The sequence below is a fragment of the Corynebacterium segmentosum genome (genome assembly GCF_900637825.1).
GTDB classification, from domain to species: domain Bacteria; phylum Actinomycetota; class Actinomycetes; order Mycobacteriales; family Mycobacteriaceae; genus Corynebacterium; species Corynebacterium accolens.
This window is the reverse complement of sequence record NZ_LR134408.1, coordinates 49,085-71,417: the sequence shown is the minus strand read 5'-3', so window position 1 is coordinate 71,417 and position 22,333 is coordinate 49,085. Positions and strand designations below refer to the sequence as shown.

The 22,333-nt window shown below is 59.2% G+C and carries 25 protein-coding genes and 1 pseudogene; 8 read left to right on the top strand and 18 right to left on the bottom strand.

Annotation, left to right across the window (positions count from 1 at the left end; genetic code table 11):
• The first annotated feature begins 75 nt into the window (after positions 1 to 75).
• Complete coding sequence (locus EL217_RS00375) at positions 76 to 1,209, top strand: ROK family transcriptional regulator (protein WP_126317965.1); 1,134 nt, start codon at positions 76 to 78, stop codon at positions 1,207 to 1,209.
• Here the strand turns inward: EL217_RS00375 and EL217_RS00370 are convergent.
• The 6 genes from EL217_RS00370 to amn form a co-directional block, all read right to left on the bottom strand.
• Positions 1,192 to 1,788, bottom strand: coding sequence for an HAD-IA family hydrolase (locus EL217_RS00370; RefSeq protein WP_005280553.1), 597 nt, complete (start codon positions 1,786 to 1,788; stop codon positions 1,192 to 1,194). The two genes, EL217_RS00375 and EL217_RS00370, sit on opposite strands and share 18 nt — an antisense overlap.
• Before the next feature lie 12 nt (positions 1,789 to 1,800).
• Positions 1,801 to 2,154, bottom strand: a complete 354-nt coding sequence (locus tag EL217_RS00365) for a hypothetical protein (RefSeq protein WP_005280551.1) — start codon at positions 2,152 to 2,154, stop codon at positions 1,801 to 1,803.
• A 74-nt stretch (positions 2,155 to 2,228) separates the two neighbouring features.
• Positions 2,229 to 2,717, bottom strand: a complete 489-nt coding sequence (locus tag EL217_RS00360) for a ferritin (RefSeq protein ID WP_005276181.1) — start codon at positions 2,715 to 2,717, stop codon at positions 2,229 to 2,231.
• A gap of 285 nt (positions 2,718 to 3,002) precedes the next feature.
• Entirely contained in the window at positions 3,003 to 4,484 is a 1,482-nt protein-coding gene (locus EL217_RS00355; RefSeq protein WP_126317963.1) for a SulP family inorganic anion transporter, read from the bottom strand.
• Between the two features lie 21 nt (positions 4,485 to 4,505).
• A complete protein-coding gene (locus EL217_RS00350) occupies positions 4,506 to 5,018 on the bottom strand; it encodes a phosphoribosyltransferase (RefSeq protein WP_005276176.1) in 513 nt (170 codons plus the stop codon).
• A gap of 72 nt (positions 5,019 to 5,090) precedes the next feature.
• Positions 5,091 to 6,494, bottom strand: a complete 1,404-nt coding sequence (gene amn / locus EL217_RS00345; RefSeq protein ID WP_126317961.1) for an AMP nucleosidase — start codon at positions 6,492 to 6,494, stop codon at positions 5,091 to 5,093.
• A gap of 440 nt (positions 6,495 to 6,934) precedes the next feature.
• Between amn and EL217_RS00340 the strand changes: the two genes are divergently transcribed.
• The gene (locus EL217_RS00340) at positions 6,935 to 7,948 is read left to right on the top strand and encodes an esterase/lipase family protein (RefSeq protein WP_005276173.1); all 1,014 of its coding nucleotides are present in this window, start codon (positions 6,935 to 6,937) and stop codon (positions 7,946 to 7,948) included.
• Here EL217_RS00340 and EL217_RS00335 read toward each other — a convergent pair whose 3' ends face one another.
• The 4 genes from EL217_RS00335 to bioB all read right to left on the bottom strand — a co-directional run bounded on the left by EL217_RS00335 (position 7,949) and on the right by bioB (position 11,468).
• Positions 7,949 to 8,872 carry a Sir2 family NAD-dependent protein deacetylase gene (locus EL217_RS00335; protein WP_126317959.1) on the bottom strand — a complete coding sequence of 308 codons (924 nt, stop codon included), beginning with the start codon at positions 8,870 to 8,872 and terminating at the stop codon, positions 7,949 to 7,951. It abuts the gene before it with no gap.
• A 10-nt stretch (positions 8,873 to 8,882) separates the two neighbouring features.
• The gene (locus EL217_RS00330; protein WP_232018417.1) at positions 8,883 to 9,935 is read right to left on the bottom strand and encodes an ATP-binding protein; all 1,053 of its coding nucleotides are present in this window, start codon (positions 9,933 to 9,935) and stop codon (positions 8,883 to 8,885) included.
• 289 nt (positions 9,936 to 10,224) lie between these two features.
• Positions 10,225 to 10,488: a hypothetical protein gene (locus EL217_RS00325; RefSeq protein WP_023028069.1), complete on the bottom strand. Its 264-nt coding sequence runs from the start codon at positions 10,486 to 10,488 to the stop codon at positions 10,225 to 10,227.
• Complete coding sequence (gene bioB, locus EL217_RS00320) at positions 10,488 to 11,468, bottom strand: biotin synthase BioB (RefSeq protein WP_005276160.1); 981 nt, start codon at positions 11,466 to 11,468, stop codon at positions 10,488 to 10,490. The genes EL217_RS00325 and bioB overlap by 1 nt, the downstream gene beginning before the upstream one ends.
• 77 nt (positions 11,469 to 11,545) lie before the next feature.
• Here bioB and EL217_RS00315 point away from each other — a divergent pair, with 77 nt between their 5' ends.
• Positions 11,546 to 12,853, top strand: coding sequence for a M20/M25/M40 family metallo-hydrolase (locus EL217_RS00315; protein WP_126317957.1), 1,308 nt, complete (start codon positions 11,546 to 11,548; stop codon positions 12,851 to 12,853).
• Positions 12,854 to 12,866: 13 nt separating this feature from the next.
• Here the strand turns inward: EL217_RS00315 and EL217_RS00310 are convergent, their stop codons facing one another.
• Genes EL217_RS00310 through EL217_RS00300 form a run of 3 tightly spaced genes read right to left on the bottom strand, consistent with a single transcriptional unit; the run spans position 12,867 to position 14,321 of the window.
• The gene (locus tag EL217_RS00310; RefSeq protein WP_126317956.1) at positions 12,867 to 13,172 is read right to left on the bottom strand and encodes a CHY zinc finger protein; all 306 of its coding nucleotides are present in this window, start codon (positions 13,170 to 13,172) and stop codon (positions 12,867 to 12,869) included.
• Positions 13,150 to 13,980 (bottom strand): hypothetical protein, encoded by an 831-nt coding sequence (locus tag EL217_RS00305; RefSeq protein WP_005276150.1) that lies wholly within the window; start codon positions 13,978 to 13,980, stop codon positions 13,150 to 13,152. The genes EL217_RS00310 and EL217_RS00305 overlap by 23 nt, the downstream gene beginning before the upstream one ends.
• Entirely contained in the window at positions 13,980 to 14,321 is a 342-nt protein-coding gene (locus EL217_RS00300; RefSeq protein WP_005276146.1) for a hypothetical protein, read from the bottom strand. The genes EL217_RS00305 and EL217_RS00300 overlap by 1 nt, the downstream gene beginning before the upstream one ends.
• Before the next feature lie 228 nt (positions 14,322 to 14,549).
• Here EL217_RS00300 and EL217_RS00295 point away from each other — a divergent pair, with 228 nt between their 5' ends.
• From EL217_RS00295 to EL217_RS11190, 3 genes are read left to right on the top strand one after another with little or no spacing between them, the layout of a single operon-like run.
• A complete protein-coding gene (locus EL217_RS00295) occupies positions 14,550 to 15,683 on the top strand; it encodes an HNH endonuclease signature motif containing protein (protein ID WP_232018319.1) in 1,134 nt (377 codons plus the stop codon).
• A gap of 56 nt (positions 15,684 to 15,739) precedes the next feature.
• The gene (locus tag EL217_RS00290; RefSeq protein ID WP_232018317.1) at positions 15,740 to 16,249 is read left to right on the top strand and encodes an LURP-one-related/scramblase family protein; all 510 of its coding nucleotides are present in this window, start codon (positions 15,740 to 15,742) and stop codon (positions 16,247 to 16,249) included.
• Between the two features lie 49 nt (positions 16,250 to 16,298).
• Entirely contained in the window at positions 16,299 to 16,490 is a 192-nt protein-coding gene (locus EL217_RS11190) for a hypothetical protein (RefSeq protein WP_005276134.1), read from the top strand.
• Positions 16,491 to 16,538: 48 nt separating this feature from the next.
• Here the strand turns inward: EL217_RS11190 and EL217_RS11430 are convergent, their stop codons facing one another.
• From EL217_RS11430 to EL217_RS00255, 5 genes and pseudogenes are all read right to left on the bottom strand, one after another.
• A complete protein-coding gene (locus EL217_RS11430) occupies positions 16,539 to 16,766 on the bottom strand; it encodes an integrase core domain-containing protein (RefSeq protein ID WP_172596688.1) in 228 nt (75 codons plus the stop codon).
• On the bottom strand, positions 16,732 to 17,331 hold the full coding sequence (locus EL217_RS00275) for an IS3 family transposase (protein ID WP_126317948.1): 600 nt from the start codon (positions 17,329 to 17,331) through the stop codon (positions 16,732 to 16,734). Before EL217_RS00275 ends, EL217_RS11430 begins: the two co-directional genes overlap by 35 nt.
• Positions 17,332 to 17,624: 293 nt before the next feature.
• A pseudogene (locus EL217_RS11280) lies at positions 17,625 to 17,823 on the bottom strand (hypothetical protein).
• A 72-nt stretch (positions 17,824 to 17,895) separates the two neighbouring features.
• Entirely contained in the window at positions 17,896 to 19,377 is a 1,482-nt protein-coding gene (locus EL217_RS00260; RefSeq protein ID WP_023028062.1) for a multicopper oxidase family protein, read from the bottom strand.
• A 71-nt stretch (positions 19,378 to 19,448) separates the two neighbouring features.
• A complete protein-coding gene (locus EL217_RS00255) occupies positions 19,449 to 20,024 on the bottom strand; it encodes a CueP family metal-binding protein (RefSeq protein WP_023016447.1) in 576 nt (191 codons plus the stop codon).
• A gap of 405 nt (positions 20,025 to 20,429) precedes the next feature.
• Here EL217_RS00255 and EL217_RS00250 point away from each other — a divergent pair, with 405 nt between their 5' ends.
• Both EL217_RS00250 and EL217_RS00245 read left to right on the top strand, forming a co-directional pair.
• Complete coding sequence (locus EL217_RS00250; RefSeq protein WP_126317946.1) at positions 20,430 to 21,152, top strand: response regulator transcription factor; 723 nt, start codon at positions 20,430 to 20,432, stop codon at positions 21,150 to 21,152.
• The gene (locus EL217_RS00245; RefSeq protein ID WP_126317943.1) at positions 21,149 to 22,276 is read left to right on the top strand and encodes a sensor histidine kinase; all 1,128 of its coding nucleotides are present in this window, start codon (positions 21,149 to 21,151) and stop codon (positions 22,274 to 22,276) included. The genes EL217_RS00250 and EL217_RS00245 overlap by 4 nt, the downstream gene beginning before the upstream one ends.
• Positions 22,277 to 22,333: the final 57 nt, after the last annotated feature.

The window sequence follows — 22,333 nt, the reverse complement described above, 5'->3', positions numbered from 1 at the left end:
CACCTTTAGACCATTCGGTACATATACCTATGAATAGATTAGACAAAGCAGTCTGTGACACATATACTTTCTTTCATGATCAAACCTGGCCCCGTGTTCACCCGCCCCCGTACACCGGCTGCTAAGTGCCTTCACCTGGTGCGTCTGAACCCGATCATTACCCGTAGTGAGCTGGTAGAAGCCACCGGGCTCTCCCAGCCCACCATTACCCGCGCTACCACCGCGCTCCTCAACGCAGGACTCATCCAAGAGCGCACCGACCTCACCCAATCCCAGGGCCGGGGCCGCCCTACCGTTCCCCTCGAGGCCGCGGATAATAACTGGGTGCTCGGCGGCATCGCTGTCGGCACCTCTGAGACCTACATCGGCCTCTATGACATCAAGGGCCGCACCGTGTCGGAAGAAGAAATCGCTACTCCTGTTGCCCGCCTGACGGAGGAAGACTTTCTTGAACACATCATGGCCGGCATCAACCGCATGATGACGGGCCTAGATCGCCGGCTCGTGGCCTTGGGGATTACCACCTCGGGCACCGTGGATGAAGAGGGCCTGGTCACCGCGGATAACCTGGGCTGGCACGGCGTGGATATCGCCGCGCGCCTGCGCTTCCAATTCAGCGTTCCCGTGGTTGTTACCTCTGCCATTTCCGCCATTTTGGGCTCGGAGACCCAGGCTGCCGAGATTGGCACGAACGAGCGCGTTCTCCTGCTCTTCGCGGATGATTCCTTAGGATCTGCGCTCTCCGTCGATGACGAGGTCAATTCCATCATCCCGCTCCCGCAGACCCACTCTGACGTGCTGGGCCACGGCGCTTCCGAACACCTCTTGGCCACCCAGTCCATCCTGGAGGCCGTGCGCCGCCACGGTATCCAGGCCAGTACCCTGCACGAGGTCGCTACCATCGCCGAGTCCAATTCCGCCGTGCGCGCCATCTTGGACGAACGCGCCCGCCAGCTGGGCCAGATTACGGCGGAGATGGTCCACGAATACTCGCCGAAAACCGTCGTCATTGCCGGCGGGGCCTTTACCGGCGATTCCCGCGCGCCCCAGCTTTTTGCCTCCACCGTCCGAGGTTCCACCTCGGAGGACCTGGAACTGCGCATGATTCCAAGCCACAAAGAAATCGTGCGAGCCGTCGCCCGTACCGTGGCCACCGATCAACTATTGCGCGAGCCATTGGAGCTCGGCCGCTCACTCCAGACCGCGTAATACCTCGCGCGCGGAGTCGATGCCGGTAAACAGGTGGGATTGCAACCCGCAATAGGTAGCGCCCTCGATGTAGTCGATGCGGTCATCAAAGAAGTGCGTGTCCTTAGGCTGCGCCGCGAGCGCGTCCACCGCCACCCGGTAGGCCTCAGGATGCGGTTTGGCCACCCCGATATCGCAGCTCAACGTTACCGCCGCACACTCTGCCAACCACGGATGCTGCGCGCGCACCTGTTCCGCCAGGGTCGTGGGTATATTGGATAAAATCCCGACGCTAAAGCCCTCCCCGATGAGCCCTTTGACCAGCGCTACCATCTCTGAGTCCGCCTCGAGCAGGTACTGATTCTCGCAGGCCACGGCCCCAGCGCAGTCAATGGGCTCCATACCCGCACGGGCGGCTATCTCGTTCCAGTAGTGGCTATCGCTAAAAATTCCGGCATCGTAATCGGGCCGGAAATAGTTATAGGCCTCCCAGAATGCCTCCGGGTTCGCAGGCGCGAGGAAGCGCTCCAGTTCAACGTGCGCTTCCGGCGTGGCGGGGCGCAGCAGCACGCCGTACAGATCAAACAGCAACTTCGGCATAATGCGTCCAGTTTATGCGCGCCTAGTAGCTTGGGTCTGCACGGCCACAATCCCCACCGCGGTACCGGCGATAAAAATCACCAGCGCCGCCGTTGCCTGCGCCATCGGTAACACGATGAGCACGGCCAACGAGGCCAGAATCAGCATTCCACTCAAGGAATATAAGGAGCGGTTGACCAGCCCGCGCTTGCCGATGACCCCACACGCCAGCATCACCACCCCCGCAAACGGACTCAGCATGAGCGCCGCGGTGGTCAAAAAGATGCCGAGGGTCACGTGGCTTGAGATGACCGCAGCACCGATGATGAGGCTTAATGCCAATACCGCCAGGGTGGCAGAGAGGGTTGCTTTGAGGTGTGCAGACATACGTCAATCCTCCCACAGCAGCCCAGTGCTATGGGAGGATTGATTTAAATCTTGATGTGTTTGTTATTCACAACTTAGGAGTTGCGGTTAGCCAAACGGGAATCGATGCGCAGCAGGCCAGCGCCATCGTTGCCCACCAGCTTGATCTGGTCGATGATCTCAGAAACGGTGTCCTCTTCCTCGATCTGCTCAGCCAGGAACCAGTCAATGAGCTGACGGGAGTCCAGGTCCTGGATGTCAAGGGCAACGCGGGCGATCTCGCGGATCTGCTCGGAAACCTTCTGCTCGTGTGCCAAGGAAGCCTCGAACGCATCCAGCGGGGTGGCAGCCTTGATGGAGCCAACCGGGATATCGTTAAGCTCTACGCGGTAGCCGCGTGCCAAGAGGTGATCCGCAAGCTTCTGTGCGTGGACGCGCTCTTCGCTAGCCTGAGCCATGAACCAGTCGCGCATGCCCGGGAAGGACAGGTTGTCCATCTCGTAGGCCAGCTGGGTGTAGACCATAGCGGCGCCGTGCTCGTTAATGACCTGATTGTTTAGCAGAGTTTGCAGCTTCTCATCCATTGCTAAATCCTTTCTGTAGGAATCAATTAATTGGTTGTAGGCACTACAATACCCAAATAAAATCTCCCGTCTAGCAAGGTATGCTTAATCAAACCCGCACCTCAGGGGCATTTTTCAGGTTGGATCACCTAAGTTAGTTAAGACAAAGCTGCTCCACGGCACGAAGTTAATATCGCCTAATAGTTCGAGGTCATTGCCCTAAACGGTCAATCTCGCCGCGCTAGTCCACTCCATCCAACGCTTCTCAGCCGGTACGCTTACGCACATCACGCTCGCAATGTGATATTAATCACCCAGTTGCCCACTCAGGCGCTCCAGGCGCTGCGCGCTCGCCCCATCGAGGCCCCGAAACTCCACCTCAATGCCGCGATCCGCGTACTTTTTCTGCACCGCATCCAGCGTCGCCACCGTCGAGGCATCCCAGACCTCGGCATCGGAAAGGTCCACCACCACGAAGTCCGTATCAAGCGTGTAATCAAAGGCGTAAACCAAATCATTCGAGGAGGCGAAGAAGAGCTGGCCATGCACCACGTAGGTATATCCATCTACCAACTCAACCTCCACGAGGTGCGCCACCCGGCGGGCAAAGCCAATCGATGCAGCCACCACGCCTAAGACCACTCCTACCGCCAGGTTATGCGTGGCCAGCGTGCCCGCGACCGTCAGCAGCATGACGAGGATTTCAGAAAGCGGCATCAGCTTGAGCGTGCGCGGGCGGATGGAATGCCAATTGACCGTCGTCGCCGCCACGAGGATCATCACCGCGACCAGCGCGGCCATCGGAATGCGGCCTACCGCCTCGCCGAAAAGCAGGCACAGCACGAGGAGGAAGGCGCCGGCGAGGAACGTCGACAAGCGCGTGCGGGCCTGGGAGACCTTGACGCCGATCATGGTCTGGCCAATCATTGCGCACACGCCCATGCCGCCAATCGCCGCGGCCAATATATTGCCAATGCCCTGGCCAAAGGATTCGCGGGTCTTATCGGAGTGGGTATCCGTAATGTCATCGACAAGCTTCGCCGTAAGCAGCGATTCCATGAGGCCCACCAGCGCCATCCCAAAGGCGTAGGGCGCAATGATCTGCAGGGTCTCCAGGTTCCACGGAATATCCGGAATGAAAAGGCCCGGCAGCGTCGTGGGCAGCTCGCCCTGGTCCGCCACATCCGGCACCTTCCACCCCGCCGCGACGGCGATGATGCTTACCACCACGATGGTCACCAACGGCGCCGGAATTGCCTGGGTAAACCGCGGCAAAATGATCATGATGGCCAGGCCAATGGCCACCAGCACATAGACCATCCAAGGGACATCAATAAGGTGCGGCAGCTGCGCGGTAAACATCATTATGCCCAGCGCATTGACGAATCCCGTCATCACCGAACGCGGGATAAAGCGCATGAGCTTGGCGATGCCCACCCACGCCAACAGCACCTGGATGATACCGGCCGCAAGCACTGCCGCCACCACATAATCATGCCCATACTCGTGCGCGAGCGGGGCCACCACCAGGGCAACCGCGCCGGCCGCCGCGGAAATCATGGCGGGGCGCCCGCCGGTAAAGGCGATGGCCATCGCCATAATCACCGAGGAATACAGCCCCACCCGCGGGTCGAGGCCGGCGAGAATAGAAAAGCTTAAAACTTCCGGGATCAAAGCAAGCGCCACCGCCAGTCCGCCGAGCACCTCCTTGCGCAAACGCGCACGTGAGGAAAAGGCAAAGCGGAAACTGGCGATGACGCCGGTGGGTGCAGGCTGCTCGTTAATCACGCCTGCACATACTAGTAGCTACTACGAGCCTTCCTGAAAGGAGCCATCCGCCGTGATGACCGGCAGCACCGACCAAGCAAAGTTGATCCACTTATCCGTCTTCTTCCACGAATAATCCGGCTCAAAGATGGTCTTCGGCTTGGTATAGACCACAGCGGAACGCACCTCATCGGCAGTTTCTTCCAAGAAGTTCACCACCAGATCCAAGGTCTTGCCGGAATCGGCCACGTCATCAACGACGAGCACCTTCTTGCCCTTGAGGGAATCCGTATCCAACTGCGGGGACAAGATGATTGGCTCATCCAAGGTCTGGCCAATATCGGTGTAGAACTCCACGTTGATAGCGCCCATGGCCTTGACCCCGATGGCATAACCAATGGCACCGGCCGGGATCAGGCCGCCGCGGGCAACGCCCACGATCAAGTCAGGAAACCAGCCGGATTCCACGATTTGCTCCGAAAGATTCCGGCTCGCTTCGCCGAAGACTTCCCAAGTGAGGTTCTCCCGGTCCGGGTGGATCCAATTCTCAGTCACGATTGCGCGGCTCCTTTTGCGTCATGGGCTTTCTTTGTAGTTTAACTAGCGATACCTGCCAAGGGAAAGCAGCTACCGGAAAGGAACCTCTCCCAGCGTCCGCCGCAGCTTGCGAGTGCGCAGGCGCTCCGGATTTTCTGCCAGCTGTTCCACCGCGCGCACCGCGCACATGACGTGGGCTTCCTTGGAGTTGGAATAAAACGCCTGGGCCTGCGCCGGCAGCTTCGGCACGGCGTGCAGCGGCAGATCCGACACGGACAGCAGCGTGCCATAAGGCACGCGGTAGCGGTACCCATTCGCCGCCAAGGCGCACGATTCCATGTCCACCGCCACCGCGGTAGAAGTGCGCAACCACTCCCACAGATCCCGGCTGGTGCGCCACTCCCAATCGCGGTCATCGGTCGATAGCACCGTGCCGGTGCGCATGAGCGAATTATCGCTACCGTAGACCTCATCCACGGCCGCCTCCAGCATGCGCTGGACCTCTGGAATGGCCGGAATCGGTGTGGAAGAAACCACCTGCCGGTCCAAGATGTGGTCGTGGCGCTCGTAGGCATTGCCCAAGATCAGGTCACCGATGCGCATGCGCCCATCCATGCCGGCGCAGTGGCCAATCATGATCCAGGCCTCCGGCCGCAGCACGGCCAAGCAGTCCGTAATGGTCTTCGCATTCGATGGCCCCACCCCGATATTGATCATCGTGATGCCATCGCCGCCCGCGGTAATGAGATCGAACCGGGGCATCTGAAAGCGCGAGGTCAGCGTCAGCCCATCTAGGTCGAGGTCCACCGCATCATTAGGGTGAATGGTCTCCCCATTGGGCAATACCAGCGCCGTATACCGCGAATCCTCCTTGGTCAGCTCGCGCAGGCCGAATTTCACGAATTCCGTGGTATGCATCGCGTAATTGGTAAACAGAATGTATTTCTGCACCGTATCGACCTCGACGCCGGTGTAGTGCTCGATGCGCGCACAGGCAATATCGAAGCGCTGCGCCCCGAAGTGAAATAGCGGCTTTTCTTCGCCGTGGAAGGCATCCCACTCGCCATCAATAATCGCATCGTTGACCTCATCCAAGGTCGGGCGCGGAATGGGGCCGCGTTCCTGCGGCGCCGCCGGGGCATCTTTGATGTATTCCGGCGGAATGCGCTCATCCGATTGGCCCACGAAGATATCGCACGGATAGTTATTGGTCAGCCGCGTCAGCTGCTCGTGCAAGTACTCTCGGATGATGTGCGGCTTGGAGACGACCGCAGAATACTTGCCGGCCTCGTCCACATAGCCAAAGGGCTCGGAGCGGTCGATCGGCTGCCATTTACGGATCTCCACGGTCACCTTGGGATAAACCACATGGCGATAATCATCGAGGGTGCCGGAGGCAAGAGCCTCGCGCGCCATCTCGCACGAGGTTTCATAATGCTCAATTAAGCGAGTCACCGCTTCATCTACGGAGTGGACATGCTGCAGATCGGTCATAACCGCGAGTTTAGCGGGGACCGAGCAGCACGGCAGCTGAGTCTTTTCCAGCTCTGAATCCGGAACACCCACTTGGTATCGTTAGCTCTATGCCTGCCACTAATATTGGGGTGGAGCTTTTTGCCGCCAGCCGTGAATTTCCCGTTGATCTTCCCATTCCCCCGCGTGAGGATGAAGCACCCGCCGCCTGCTTCGACGACTAACCCTCCCGAGGCATAAACGAAGGCCCGCCGACTGCGCATCGGCGGGCCCTCTCCCCATGACTAATCTCTGGCACTTAGCGGCAAGGAGTGGAGCGCCCTACGCCGTAAGCACCGCCCGTGATTAGGCAAGCCTAAGTTTACAAAGATTATGGCGTGAGGTCAAGGGCTTTCTCCATAAATTTCTTCAACTTTTCTAAAGAGGCCATTTACCTGCATTAACGCGTATGATTGGAAGGCATGGCTGTCGAATCTCTTGCAGAGTTGAAAAGCATTATTTCTGAACAACTCCTCAAATTCGGGCGCGTGAACGAAGAAGATGCACCCGAAGAAAAAGATTCGCCACGCCTTGGCATCGCCTCCCCGGCCGCGGCCAGTGCTTTGCAGGATGACGTCGCCGACGAGATCGTTGACCGCCTCAAGGCCGAAAAGGACAAGTCCAGTCCCGGCGATTCCGCCCTCGATGCCGATGCCGCAAGGACCCTGCCCCTCGGCGCACGCACGAAGCCGCGCGGCGTTTTCGAAGACGATTGGGGCGCCCGCCCGAGCGACGAGCGCCCCTGGCCGGTCATCCTGATCCACGGCACCTGCGATACCAAGGGCGTCTGGCAAATTATGGGCAATATCTTGCGCCAAGACGGCTGGGCGGTCTTTGCCCCTGACTACGGTCACCGCGCCACGCAGACCATCCCGGAATCGTCGCAGCAGCTCGGCGCGTATATCGATACCGTGCTCGCCGTCACCGGAGCAGAAAAGGTCATCTTGGTAGGCCACTCCCAGGGCGGACTGCTCGCGCGGTACTGGATGCGCATGGACGGCGGCGCCGAAAAGGTCGTCCACCTCATGAGCATCAGCGCGCCTAATCATGGGACGACCCACGGGGGCATCGCCAGTCGCCTCATTCGCACCCAACGCCAAGAGGCGGTGATCCGCTCCATTATCGATGGCTGGTTTGGCCCCGCCGGCATGGACCAGGTGGTAGGCAGCGAGGTGCTTCGCGATGTCAACCGCGATGGCGACCTCGAATCCGGCGTGAGCTACACCTGCATCGCCACGCGTTCCGATGCCGTCGTCGTCCCGCCCGAAACCTGCTTCCTCGACCCAGAGGGCGCACCTGAAGGTGCGGTGCGCAATATCTATATCCAAGATTTCGACCGCCACGCGGTGGTCATGCACGAAGATATGCCCATGGATAGGCGCGTGCACGCCATCGTGCGCACGCTGCTCAGGATGGTAGAGCACACGCCGCGTTGATTAAATCTCCAACTCATCGAGCAGGGCATCAAAAGCCGGGCCCACCTGCGTGCGCCACAGCGTATCCACCTTCTTATCCCCGCGGCCTGGCCCGCCATTGATAACGGCCACGCGCTTGCCCTGCTTCTTCGCCTCAAGCACAAAGCGATAACCGCTCATCACCGCCAGCGAAGAACCGGCGACCAGCAGCGAATTAGCCTCATTCAATAGCGCAAAGGCGGCATCCCGCCGCGTGGCTGGCACGGGCTCGCCAAAATACACCACGTCCGGTTTGAGCAGCTCCGATCCGCAGCGCTCGCAGCCAGCCATCCGGAATGCCGCAACGTCTTTCTCATCCAGCGTCACGTCACCATCCGGGTTAACTTGGTCCCTTTCCACCACCAGGCGCTCCAGGTATCCCGGGTTCGCGGCCGCCAGGCGCGCATCAAAGTGCCCGCGATCCTCATAGTGACCACACAACAGGCACACCACGGTTTCCATATCACCGTGCAGCGTCACCAGTCTCTCCGTACCCGCCCGTTTATGCAGGCCATCCACGTTCTGGGTCACCACGCCATTGACCAGCCCGGCGCGCTCCAACTCCACGAGCGCATAATGCGTGCGATTGGGTGCCGCGGAATCCATCACGCGCCAGCCCACGAAGCTGCGCGCCCAATACCTATGGCTAGCGGCCGGATCGTGGCGAAATTCCTGATACGTCATCGGCCGGTGCCTACTCAGCGAGCCCCCCGGACCGCGATAATCCGGAACCCCCGATTCCGTCGATACCCCCGCCCCCGTCAGCACCATCACCGGCCCGTCGCGCAGCTGCTTGGCGATGTCCCCCAAAGCCTGCCCCGCCTCCGTATGCGGCGCCGTCTCCTCCACGACGCGCGCAATCGATCGCAGCGCGGACTGATGAGCATGGGCTACAGCGGGATCCATACCCACCAATCTAATCAAGCGCCTTCAAGTACTGCTCAACGGGGACTACCTGCGCACCATTCGCTTCGAAGGAATGCTGGCCGCGGTATAGCACTGTGCGGTTTGCGGGTTTGATCTCCAGCTCTTCACCTACAGTCGCGAGATGACGCGTGTATTTGGAATGATAGGTCTGCGATGCCTTGATTTCATAAGCCTTAGGATCGCCGCCCGTAAAATCCAATAGGTCGATTTCTCTTTTAGAACTATCCCGATAGAACCGTAGATCCGGCTTGCGACCAGAGTGAATATGCGTTTTCATGGTTTCTGCTACCACCATATTTTCACACACTGCACCTGACTGTGGATGCACAGAAAGTTCTTCTGGTGAAGAAATACCAAGAAGGTGGCACAACAGACCAGTATCATAGAAATACAACTTCGCGGTCTTAGTAAGCACCTTCCGGGGATTGGAATGGTGGCTGGGTAAAGAAAATATGATGAAACTAGACTCCAGAATTGAGACCCAATTTTTTACCGTCTGGAAAGAAACATCAATCTCATTTGCGATTGCGGAATAGTTGATTAAGTTTCCAGCTTGCAGCGCACAAACCTTAATGAATCGCCAAAAGCTATCACTATTCCGAACATTGAGTAACCCACTCACATCCCGTTGGAGATAAGTCTGCACGTAGTTTTCAAAATAGATTTCCGGAGGAATTTGAGCCTGGTACAAGCGCGGATATCCACCACGAACCATAAATTCATCAACGGTCAGATCAGCTGATATAGAGCGAGCTTCCATGAGGCCGAAGGGCAACAAATGACTGATCCCAACGCGGCCCGCCAGCGATTGCGTTATGGATTCCATAAGCAAGAAATTTTGCGATCCGGATAAGATATATTGCCCAGGGCTTCCCACTTCATCCGAACGAAGTTGGACAACGGAAAACAGATCCGGTGCATATTGAGCCTCATCTATAATCAACGGTCCACGTTGGCTCGAAAGGAAACCCACAGGATCTTCTTGTGCCACCCTTCGGATACTTGGATCCTCAAGATTGAGGTATGACAAGTCCGGAAACATTTCTCTCAGAAGAGTCGACTTCCCAGACTGCCGCGGCCCCGTCACGCTGACAACTGGAAACCATTTCATTAACTGCGTTATAGATCCACTGAGCTGCCGAGGAACAAACATATATTTACCAAATTTCGCAAGTAGGACGCACCAAATCTCTAAAGTAGAGAGTACCAAATCTCTAAAGTAGGACGCACCAAATTTCGCAAGTAGGATTACCTACCCGCAGTTCACGGCTGTTTTTCAATAGAAAAAAGAGCCGCCTGCCTTGCGGCAGCGGCTCCTTATCTTGGTAATGCTAGCTCTCTGGTAGCTGCTCTACGTATAACCACTCGGAATCTAGCTCCCCGTGGCGCGAGCACTTGGTGTGCCAGCCATCGGGGCGCACCTGGGCCACCATGCGGCGGCCGCAGATCTGGCAGTAGCGCGGCACGTCGAGGCCGGCGGCTGCGGCGGGGTGCAGCGCGAAGACCTCTTCGATCGGCTTGCCGGTATTGGGGTGGAAAATTGGCTCGTCCCCGGCCAGGACGGCGGTTGCCAACTCAGAGTTCGGCTCGGACACTACAGAGCCTTGATCGGGAGATCGATGCGGCCCAGCATGTCCACATCCTTTTCGATTTCCTGACCCAAGGTGGTCAAGTAGTTGCCGGCAATGATGGCGTTGATGCCGCCGAGCAAACCGCGCTCGGTGCCGTCATCGCCAAGCGAAAGCTCGCGGCCGCCAGCGAAGCGGAGGGTGGTGGAGGGCATCGCCAAGCGGAATGCAGCAACGGCGCGCAGGCCCTCTCCCAGCGGAACCAGCGGGCGATCAGCGAATGGGGTGCCCGGTCGAGGGTCGAGGAAGTTCATCGGAACCTCGCACGGATCGATCTCTGCCAGCTGGGCTGCAAACTCAGCGCGCTGCTCCAGGGACTCGCCCATGCCGATGATGCCGCCACAGCAGACTTCCATGCCTACCTCGCGCACGTAATCCAGGGTCTTCTTGCGCTCTTCCCAGGTGTGGGTAGTGACCACGTTGGGGAAGTAGGAGCGGGAGGTCTCCAGGTTGTGGTTGTAGCGCTGTGCGCCCATGTCCTTCAGGCGCTGTGCCTGCTCGCGGGTCAGGGTGCCCAGGGAGCAGGAAATCTCGATGTCAACGGCATCATTGATGGCGGCGATGGCCTCGCCCACCTGGTCCAGCAGGCGGTCATCCGGGGACTTCACCGCAGCGACGATGCAGAACTCGGTAGCGCCGGTCTTGGCGGTCTTCTGTGCCGCTTCCACCAGTTCAGGGATGTTCAGGCGCACTGCGCGCACTGGGGACTCAAAAAGGCCGGACTGGGAACAGAAGTGGCAATCCTCTGGGCAACCACCGGTCTTGATGGAGATAATGCCTTCCACCGATACGTCCGGGCCGCACCACTTCAGGCGGGTCTGGTGGGCGATATCAGCAATTTCTTCCAGCTGGGAATCTGGAACCTGCAGTACTTGTAGTAGTTCTTCCTGGTTAAGGCCTTTGCCTTGCTCCAGAGCTTTCTCACGGGCGATGTCGATGATGCTCATGCAGTGAACCATACTTGAACGCCGTTCAACTTTGGCCAAAATCACAAAATTTTTTTCGCGGGATTACCCTAAGGGGCATGACGCTTTACGATGACACCCTCGAACTCCTCCAAGAACTCATCCGCAATGCTTGCGTAAACGACCTCACCCCGGATTCCGGCTTTGAGGTGCGCAATGCCGATACTCTTGAGAACTTTTTTGCCGGTGAAGACGTCTCCATCGAGCGCTTTGAATCCCACCCGGGACGCGTGTCCATCGTGGTGACCGTCCCCGGCGATCCCGCCAAGGAGCCCCTCACCCTTATGGGGCATACCGATGTCGTCCCCGTCGACGAACCCAAGTGGACTAAGCCGCCCTTCGAGGCACTCATTGAAGACGGCAAGCTCTACGGCCGCGGTTCCGTAGACATGCTCTTTATTACCGCCACCATGGCCGCCGTCACCCGCGAGGTAGCGCGCGCCGGCAACCCCGGCGGAACGCTCGCCTTCGTGGGCATGGCCGATGAAGAGGCCCGCGGTGGCCTGGGCGTGCGGTGGATGGCAGAAAACCACCCCGATGCCTTCTCTTGGAAGAACTGCCTCTCCGAGACCGGCGGTAGCCACCTGCCCGGCGCGGTGGGCTTCAACGTGGGCGAAAAGGGTGCTGGCCAGCGCCGCCTCCACGTCACCGGCGATGCCGGGCACGGCTCGACTCCCTACGGCAAAGACTTTGCCATCGTAAAGATCGGCGAGGTCGCCCGCCGCATCGCCGAGGCCGAGCCACCCACAGCCTCCAACGAGATCTGGGAGGGCTTCGTCCGCACCTTCAAGTTCGATCCTGAGACCGAAAAAGAGCTTATCGATGGCACCGGTGACTACACCAAGTTCGGCAACCTCGATGCCTACGCCCACGCCTTTAGCCACACCACCATCGCCGAGACCGTCCTGCGCGCAGGCGGAGCCATCAACGTGCTTCCTTCCCACGCCTACCTCGAGATGGATATCCGCCCCTTCCCTGGGCAAACCCAGGAAGACTTGGACGATTTCCTCCGCAGCGCACTGGGCGATCTCGCCAATGAGGTAGAAATCGAGCACCTCATTACCGAAAACGCCACCCAGTCCTCCACCGATACCGAGCTCTGGCACACCATTGAGGCCACCGCCAAAGAGTTCTTCCCCAATAAAGACGTCGTCCCCGTCCACGCCACCGGTGGCTCCGACCTCCGCTTCGCTCGCCGCAAGGGCGGCAACGCCTACGGTTTCGCGATGCATGCCGAGGGCCGCGATATGGCCAGCGCCAACTCGCAATTACACAGCCACGATGAGCACCTCTACCTCGAGGACCTCGACCTCACCGTGCGCGCCTACCACAGCCTGGTCAACCGCTTCTTGGGCCTGAACCAGTAACACTGCTCCCGTTTTACGCGGTGACCTGAAAGTAGATCCCGGCATGCCCACTGCATCCGGGATTAAACATATGCCCACACTGCGGGCATGCCGCGACAGTAGAATACAGCCGGTAATCCATCTCGAGGCCGCAGGAACCGCAGAGGGCAGCGGGGGCATCGACAAGCATGGGCCCAAACTCATGATCCGTCAGCTCCGCATGACACAGCGCGCACGCGAAGTACTCGCCGCAGGTCGCGCACTTATTGGCCACCACGTCGAGCGGGGAATGCCAATGCTTGCACCGGCCCTCCGCATCAATCGCGCCGCGAATCTTCATGGTTCTGCCACTCCTTCTTCTTCGCCTCCGATTTCTTTGCATTGCGCACCGCCATCACCCCAATGGCGATGGCAATAACTATAGGCATCCACACCCTGCTGTAATCCATCAGGAAAACCACCCACTCCGGCGGTTCAAAGTGCACCGCAAACTGCGGCGCGGGCAAGGTAATCTGCGGTGGCTCCGGCAGGTTCGGCAAATTTGGCAGCGGAAGGTAAATCTCCGGAAAATCTACATCTGGCAGCTCCCAATCCGGCAGCAAGCGCGAGAGGATGCGGCTAATAATAGGAGCCAAAACAATCATCGCGATGGCCCACCCGGACTTCCCCAGCCCGCCGAGCAGTGGATACAGCACGCGCTTGAAGGGGCTTTCTTCCATTGCCCGGCGCCGCTTTTCACCCAAGGAGCCCGGCGGCGGATCAAAGGCCACGGCCTCCTCCCCATCGCGGTAGTAGACATCCTGTATCTCCCCAAAGGGCGTGGCTTGGATATCTACATAAGGCTTAGTCCGCGGCGCACTATTCTCACTGAATGAGAGATCGTTTTCCAGATTCTTCTGCAATGAATAACGGCCGCCACGCGGCTTGTCGTGCCGGCTGCGAACCTCGCCGTTGACCACCATCTGCATGCGGGGTGCAGGATTCTTGCGCCAGAGCTGGAGGCGGTGGATAAAGGGGGCATCGCCAAGCACCGGCGTAAATTCCTTCGGCTCCTTGGGCCATTCGCCCTGCTCAGCGAACTCGGCATCGTAGCCGCGCTCAACCTCGAGCAGGCCAGCCTCAGGGTGATCCAACCGCCAGATTTCCATCAGCGCTTCCTCAACTTGGCGCCCAATTTGCTAGCACCCAACGCCAAAAGGACCACTACCGGCAGGTAAATCCATGTCCCCTCGTTGAAGTACATCTCCATGGCCGCGAAATAGGCGATGCCCGCAACCCAGAAGATGGTCCATGAGTAGCGGAATGTGGCGGCATCGATAAAAGCAATAAGCACGGTAAGCCCACCCATGATGCCGAGCAATACCGTGCCGGAAACCGCCTGGTAAATCGCCGGCGGGAGCACCAGGAAGTTAGCGATCATCGCCAAAGGCGCCCACCACTGCCACCACGCGCGGCCGGGTTCTTCCTGCGTGTCCTGCTCCTGACTCATACCTTCCTCAAGCTAGCACATAATTTTGCTTTTAAGCTGGTTATCCTGACCGAAGAATATGCAGTTCTACCTGCGAAAACACGTTAAAACAGGCGAATGTCCGGCGGGTGTTCTATAGTGTTTTTCGTACAGACGTTCACACAACAAATTTAGGTTTTAAGCGCCATGGAAGATCCCTACTTTTCCACGACCAACACCAAAGACCCCACTACACGCTTAGCTTTTGAAATGCGGAAGACTGAATACGAGTTCTGGACTGAACAGATCCCCGATCTCGATTCTGATTTCGAATTAGTCACCCAATCCCTCTACCGCACCACCGGAGTTAATGAAGGGCGAATCGGCCATATCCTGATGGCCCTGTACCGCCTGGAAGAGCTCCCACAGCTAAAAGAGCTGCAACACGAGCTCTATCACTTAGATTTAGACCGCCTCATTGCCATCAATAAATCCCTTAACCGCCTGGGCAACCCGACCCCGGAGGTAGTCGCGCGCATCGATGAGCAGCTCACCGCCTACCTCACTCCCACCCGCGCCAACCAGTCCATGCGGACGCAAGCGCAGATTAAAAGAAAGATCAATGAGCTCATCAACCTCGAAGATGACACCCTTGCGGTCAAGAAGGGGCCGACCCAGCCGCGCTACACCATGGAGAATTGGGGCAACAATACCGCGGCGATGACGCTGAGCGCGGATCCATCGGTAATGGCGTGCGTAGATAAGTGCATCAAGGAGACTGCGCTCAAGCTGGATTGCTCGCTTGCCGATGCCGCCATTTCCCTCCTCACCGGCAATACCGAAGCACCCCAGGTCATCCTGAATGCCTACAAGGCAACCGATGTCCCCAACTCCCCCGCATTCATTGAATCCGTTGGGTGGCTCGACCCAGCGCACTCCAACGCGCTGCCCTACTCCAAGATCCGAGAAATGAACCCGGATAAAGAGGTAAAGGGATACGTAACCCCGCCGGATATGGCAGCCTACCTCGAAGGATTCGACGGCACCTGCCGCTACCCTGGCTGCAACCGCCCTGCCACGGTGTGCCAAAAGGATCACCGCATCAACCACGCGGATGGCGGGCCGACGACTCCCGCAAACCTGGCGTGCCTATGCCAACACCACCACAACATAAAGACCGATGGCCGGGCCTTCTACGTCATGGATCCGCACACCCGGGACATTATTTGGCTCTTCGAAGACGGCACCTGGACCGTCACCGAGCCTTCCGGCCCACTGGCAGAAAAGAATAAGAATTGGGTGCAAACTTTTGCACAAACCATGACCGCCCACCGCGCACGGGCCTACGAAGAGGCCCACCAAGCACAGGAAGAAGCAAAAACCACCCCTAGGGAGGAGGATTAAAAACGTTCGACGAGCTGGTTATTTCCCAGACCAAGTCCCTCCTCAAGGATCGATTCATGATTTCTGATGTCAACGGGACCCCAGTGGGCACCATCGTGCAATCCACCAGCCTTAAGGAAATGGTGTTTAAACCCTCCCGTAGCTTGGAGGTCGCACTCACGGATGCCGAAGGCAACCCCCAACAAACAGTCATGACGATCTCGGATCCGCCGAATTTTTTGCGGGATACCTACGAAGTACACCTACCGGGAATTGAACAGCCCATGGCCGTTATCACCAAGCGCTTCTCCATGTTCAAAACCAAGATGAAATTAACAATGGAGGGCTTTGCCGACGTCGAAGTGCACGGCGATTTCTGGGATTGGAACCTCACCATCACCTCCCAGGATCGCCAGCTTGCCGATGTCTCCAATAAGTGGACCGGCATGGGCAACTACTTCATGGGTAAAAACACGTATCTCCTGCGGATCGCGCCAGACCTCAACGAGCAACAACACGCAGCCATCATCGGCGCCGTAATGAGCATGGACATGCTGCGCACGAAAAAGCAGAAAAACAGCAACTAGGTGCGCGCATGGGCATCAGTGCAAACGGTGTTTCAGGACTGGTCCTACTGTGAGCACCGAGGTTCCAATTCCGGATACGGCCAGTGCCGCGGCTGGGCCGATGGCACTTACGATTGGCGCCCCAATGATGTATCCAATAAGCATTGCAGAGCTATTTATCGATCCCATCGTAGAAAGGGCTTTGGGCTTCACCCCATCAGGTACGGTTCCCACCACGATGATTCGCAGTGCAGCCACCTGAACGGCATTGCATACTCCGCCAAGGAATGAAGTGCCCCGAGTTTTGTTCCTAGGCATTTGCCTTGATTTCTATTATTGCCTGTGGCGGGTTTTTCTTCCAAAATTCGGTTTCCACCTCGACCGGGGTTCGGTATCCCAAGCTTTGGTGGAGCCTTACCTCGTTCCACCATGACACCCACTCGAATGTCGCAATTTCTACCTCGACAACGTCATCCCACCTGCGAGTATGGACTAGCTCGTTCTTATGAGGAGCCGTTAACGTTTTCAGCCAGAGCATTATCATAGGAGTCACCAACACTTCCGGTGGAAGCTGTAATGCCGTGCCGGGTAAGTCGCTCGTTGTAGACAACGCTGACGTACTGCGAGCCGTGATCCGAATGGTGAATGAGACCTGTTGTTTCCTCAGCACTCACAATCGCTTGGTTGAGTGCTTGCAGCGGCAAAGCTTCGGTCCGCATCGAATCTGACAGCGCCCACCCGACGATCCGCCGGGAGTAGACGTCGGTGACAAACGCGGTGTAGACGAATCCTTTTCGTGTCCGTACATAGGTAATGTCAGCCACCCACAGCTTATTCGGTCCTTGAGCTTTAAATTCACGCTCGACCAAATCCGGGCGCAAATCAGGCACGTGAGCTTTTCGGGTTGTAATCGGTGATCCGCCTTTGCCTTTGCCAGAAACGCCAGCCAGGCGCATCAGTCGGGCGGTTTGTTCACGACCGATATCGATTCCTTCACGGCGAAGAGCATGCCACATTTTCCGCACACCTAAGACACCATAATTATCCCGATGAACAGCACTAATGCGTTCAACCAGAACACCCGTCGCGAAGTCGACGAGCACTTAACCCGCGAGCCTTGGACTGGCGATACCCACGCGAGGTGATAAACCCACCAGCCCGGTTATTTTTCAACGTCTTGCAGATGAACTCGGGCAGTGAAACGATTCCGGTTTTCATCGATGAACCGGATCATTTCTTAACGTTTCGGGTCGAGTTCCGACGCGAAAAAGCTGACGCGGCCTTCAACAACTCATTAGTGTCGCGGAGCTCTTGATTTTCACGACGTAGCCTCGCGTTTTCGGCGGCCAAATCTTCAGGCACAGGTTCTGGGATGCTCCCCGCACGCCGGGCAGGCTTAAGTCCATTGACGAGCCGTGTGCCATGAAACCCCCAACTTTGGAGCTACTGCCTGGCACGCGGGGTGCATCGACATATTTTCCGCCAAGATGCGGTCCTCCACGAGACGGACCACACGGTCCTTTGCATCCTGGTCAAATTTTCTCGGCACGTTCCAGATTTTCCCATCTACTCAAACGGAACAAAACCTGGGACACTTCACACCAACGCCGTGTCCACTACTCGGGGGACACCCCCGCCCACCTCGGCACTCAACCCTGCTGTGGGGGTTACTCGTAGCGAAGCGAGCTGAACATCCCGGTTTCCAGGTGATAGGCGTTATGGCAGTGAAATGCCCACTCACCGGGGTTGTCAGCGATCAGGTCGGCGATCATGGTTTCACCGTGGCGGAGAAGGACGGTGTCCTTGCGTAGCCCGCCGCTGCCGGGCAGCGCCCACGTGTGGCCGTGGATGTGCATGGGATGGGGCATCATGGTTCTGTTGCGCATGACCATCCGCAGGCGCTGGCCCTCCTGCACGGTCGCGGAGGAGGATTGGCCGTCGGTGAGAATGCTCCATTCATACGGCATCATCTGCCCGCCCAGGTCGATACTGACTTCTCGGTCTGGTGTGTCCTCGGGCAGGAGTGCACGGTCTGCTGGCTTCAGGGAGGACAGAAGCAGTCCGGTGGACGACAACTCGGGGAAGTCGACATCGGGGTGGGGGGCCTGGCCGCCGGCGGTGCGGATGACGGCGAAGGCGCGGTCGTCCTTACCCACCGCCAAAGCCGTGAGCGGGAAGATGCCGTCGCCGAGGATGACCTCGACGTCGACACGCTCGCCCATCGACAGGTAGATCGATTCGGTCTCCCGAGGCTGGACGGGAAAGCCGTCGGTGTGGGTGACGGTCATGCGGTGACCACCGAGGGCCACCTTGAAGATGGTGTCACCGCCGGAGTTGATAAACCGCAGGCGGGCCTTGTCGCCCGGGCGAGCCTCGAAGGTCCGGTGAGCACGGGGGATACGTCCGTTGATGAGGTAGTGCGGATACATCACATCGCCAGCATCCCCGCCCAGTACCCGGTCCGGGGTGCCGTGCATCATCTGGCCGTGACCTCCCATTCCCTTCTTCCCGTTATGGTCGCCTGAACCCATTCCGGTGAGCTTGTCGAGCTCATCGTCGGGAGTGCCCTGAATGCCATCGACCCAGTCGTCGAGCACGATGGTCCACTCGACGTCCTGGTCCTCAGCGTCTTGCGGGTCACGGACGATCAGTGGGGCGTGGAGGCCGCGATCAAGCTGCAGGCCGGAGTGGGAATGGTAGAAGTAGGTGCCACTGTGGGGGACTTCAAAAACATAGGAGAAAGACTCGCCAGGTTCAATGGGGTCCTGGGTCATGCCGGGCACACCGTCGGCTGCGTTGTGGAGTGCGATACCATGCCAGTGGATGGAGGTGCTCTCAGGAAGTTCATTGGTGATATCGACCTGGAGGACGTCGCCGGCGGTGGCCTCAATGGCCGCATCCCCGGTGTCAGAGACGTATCCCCACGTCTTGGCTTCGATGCCGCCGATATCCAGAGAGAGGGGCCGGGCGGTCAGTGTCCGGCGCACCGTCGGCTCACCGAGCGCAGTGGGGGTGGGAGTGGGGCGAAGAGAGGAACCTGGTGCCGAGGCAGCGGGTCCAGGGTCGCTGGTGCAGGCGGCCACGGCCCCGGTGCCGGCGAGGACGAGCCCGCCGAGCAGAAACTGTCGTCGGGAAAATCCATTCATCATGATTTAACCTTCCTTGGTGTTAGATTTCAGTGACACGGGAGACAGGCGCAGGTGAGGACCCTGCTGAGCCATCACGTCAGGTGCAGGTCTGTGACACAGGTGGCACCATCGTCGGCGGTGGAAAACTCCGCGGTGCCGGTACGCCCCTGGTAGCTGACCTCAATCAGGCCGGTGGCATCATCGGGAAGCCAGAAGCCAATAAACCCGTTGTCGAAGGTGGTTGTCGCCTCGTCCACCAGCACCTCACCGGTCGCCTCATCGGTGATCGTGATCTGGATATCCTCATTGTCGAGTTCCCCCAGGCAGGTCGTGAGGCTGTGGTAGAAGCAGTCGTGGGTGGAGGTGAGATAGGGCGCGATCGAGACATACGTCTGATTGTCGGGAAGATCGACCACGACTTCCTGGTCATCGCTCGAGAGCAGCAGTTCATCGGCACGCACTGAAGCGATCAGATCCGTGGGACGCTCAGTGACCTTCTGCCGGTCGAGGTGATCAATGATCTCCACCGCGTCCATGGCGGCCAGGCCATGGGTAGTCAGGAATGTATCCCGGGACACCGTCCCGTCGGCGGTGGGTTCCGGGTCGGCGGCCGAACACCCCGTGAGGGCGAGGGCAAGGGCGGCGGCTGCGATCGCTGCTCGTTTCACGTCAATCTCCTTGGATCGTGGTAAGACCGTGAGAAGACACCGCCTCAAGGTCGATGTCATACCTTTATCTAGCACGGGTGCCTGACGGACTAGAAATCAAAAACCCTGCTCACAGCCTTATAACAGGGCGAAAAGGGGGGTGGATTCGGTGGGCTGGGTCACCACCGGGACACCACCCCACAGCCGTGGGCGATGTCCTTCTACCCGCCCCGGGTATGCGGTGCAGGCAGTGAAATCCCTGGTGGCGCCTGCTGAACCGACCAGGGGAGGCGATGCCGCCGGCCCGGGGTGGGGCACAAGGGTGACGGCAGTCGAAGGGTGATGTTTGAAGATTTGATGAAGATTGCCCCGCCGGGCACTGAGCGAGGGTGGTATTCCCCCCTGACCGGAGCAATACTGGGGCCTATGGCTGACCGCACACCGACCACCGCCACGCCCCCGGGGCGGGTGCTGGTCGTCGATGATGAACAACCCCTGGCTCAGATGGTGGCCTCCTACCTCATCAGGGCCGGCTTCGATACCCGCCAGGCTCACACCGGCACCCAGGCCGTGGACGAGGCTCGTCGCTTTTCCCCTGATGTTGTGGTGCTGGATCTGGGGCTGCCCGAACTCGACGGCCTGGAGGTGTGCCGACGGATCCGCACCTTCTCGGACTGCTACATCCTCATGCTCACCGCGCGTGGCAGCGAGGACGACAAGATCAGCGGTTTGACCTTGGGGGCGGATGACTACATCACCAAACCTTTTAGCATCCGGGAACTGGTGACCCGGGTGCATGCGGTGCTGCGCCGCCCGCGCACCAGCACCACCCCACCGCAGGTGACCACCCCCTTGATCGTTGGTGACCTCATCCTTGACCCCGTCGCCCATCAGGTGCGGGTGGGGGAGACGACCGTGGAGCTCACCCGCACGGAGTTCGAGCTGCTGGTTGCCCTGGCCCTGCGCCCCGGCCAGGTGCTGACCCGCCACGACCTGGTCACCGAGGTCTGGGACACCACCTGGGTCGGTGATGAACGCATCGTCGATGTCCACATCGGCAACTTGCGTCGCAAGCTCGGCACCGACACCCAGGGCCGGGGGTTTATCGACACCGTGCGTGGCGTGGGCTACCGGGTGGAGCAGCCATGAATCACGGACCCGGCCTGACCTTCCGCTTCCTGGCCGCCCAGGTGTTGGTCGTGGTGATTAGCCTGCTGGTGGCCGCGGCCGTGGCCACGACGGTGGGTCCGACCCTGTTCCATGATCATATGTTGATGACCGGCCAGGAGGACCCCTCGCTGGAGCTGTTCCATGCCGAGCAGGCCTACCGGGGCGCCAACCTGATCACCCTGGCCGTCGCCCTGCCCACCGCCTTGATCAGCGCCCTGCTGGCCAGCCTGTGGTTATCGCGTCGTCTGCGCACCCCCCTGCAGGATCTCACCCGCGCCGCTACCAGCCTGACGGCCGGCAACTCCCGTATCCGCGTGCCCGCCGGAAAAGCAGGCCCCGAGGTCACCACCCTGGCGCATGCCTTCAACACCATGGCCGATCGGCTGGAACACACCGAACAGGTCCGCCGCCAGATGCTCTCTGATCTGGCCCACGAAATGGGCACCCCCTTATCGGTGCTCACGGTCTACCTCGATGGTCTCCAGGACGGGATCGTGGACTGGAATAATGCCACCCACACGATCATGGCTGACCAACTCACCCGCCTGACCCGGTTGATGGAAGACATCGACGATGTCTCCCGGGCCCAGGAACACCGGATCGATTTGGACCTGGCGGAGGAAGGGCTCGGGGATCTGCTCCATACCGCCGCTGCTGCCGCGGGGGAAGCTTATGCTGACAAAGGCGTCGATTTACAGATCGAGACCATTACACACACCGCCCGGGCGCTCGTGGACCGGCAACGCTTCGGCCAGGTGATGAGCAATCTCCTTTCGAACGCGCTACGACACACCCCGGCCGGCGGGCAGGTCCGGATCAGCGTCCACCGACAGGGGGCGTCCACCGCACTCATCCACGTCGCCGATGACGGCGAGGGCATCCCGCCTGACCAGCTCAGATACATCTTCGAACGCTTCTACCGGGGGGATGCCGCCCGCAGCCGGGACGACGGCGGGGCCGGTATCGGTCTGACCATCTCCAAGGCATTGATCGAGGCCCACGGCGGCACTCTCACCGCCACCTCCCCCGGACCCGGTCGCGGAGCGGTGTTTGCCCTCCGCCTCCCGCTGTCCCCTCCCGACAGTGAGGAGGCTGCTCGGTGACCACACCCTGCCCTGCGTGAGAGCCGCGCCCTCCACCCATTGAAAATATACCCCTGG